Here is a 588-nt window from a genome sequence, read left to right as displayed (position 1 = left end):
GGCCGCGGGAGCGGCGGCGAGTGCGGCGAGCAGCAGGGCGGCGGTCGCGGCGAGCCCGCGCCGCATCGGCCAACTGGTCTGCTTCTCTTGTGCTTTGCGCGTGTCCTTCGGCATGTCCCCGACGCTACGGAGGACGCGGCCCACCCGGACATCCGAACGCCCCCCGCGTCCGTGGTGGGACTGGCCCCACCCCGCCCGTCCAGGTGACCGGAGGAACCATGACAACGGACGACGCACGGTCGGAGGAGGACCGCGAGGCGCGGGGGCTGCGTCTGGTGGCCGTGCTGCTGGGGCTGACGGTGGTCAGCGGGATCATCGACGCGGTGAGCTACCTCGGGCTCGGGCACGTCTTCACCGCGAACATGACCGGCAACGTGGTGGTCCTCGGCTTCGCCGCCGCCGGGGCGCCCGGCTTCTCCGTGCCGCACACGGCCACCTCCCTGGCCTGCTTCCTGCTGGGCGCGCTGGCCGGCGGCCGGGTGGCGGTGCGCTACGGCGCCGACTCGCGCCGCGCCTGGGCCCGGGTGACGCTCGCCGTCGAGGCGGTGCTCGTCGGGGTGTCGGCGGCGGTGGCCTTCGCCGCGCCGG

General features: G+C 75.5%; 1 protein-coding gene. It reads left to right on the top strand.

The window, feature by feature from the left end:
- Positions 1-218: 218 nt before the first annotated feature.
- Positions 219-588: YoaK family protein (locus tag BZY54_RS48730; RefSeq protein ID WP_143668477.1), on the top strand; the 370-nt coding region annotated here is incomplete at its 3' end.

The organism is Streptomyces carpinensis (genome assembly GCF_002154505.1).
GTDB lineage: Bacteria > Actinomycetota > Actinomycetes > Streptomycetales > Streptomycetaceae > Streptomyces > Streptomyces carpinensis.
Note: the sequence above shows the minus strand (reverse complement) of the source record. Positions and strands in the feature narration are given on the sequence as shown.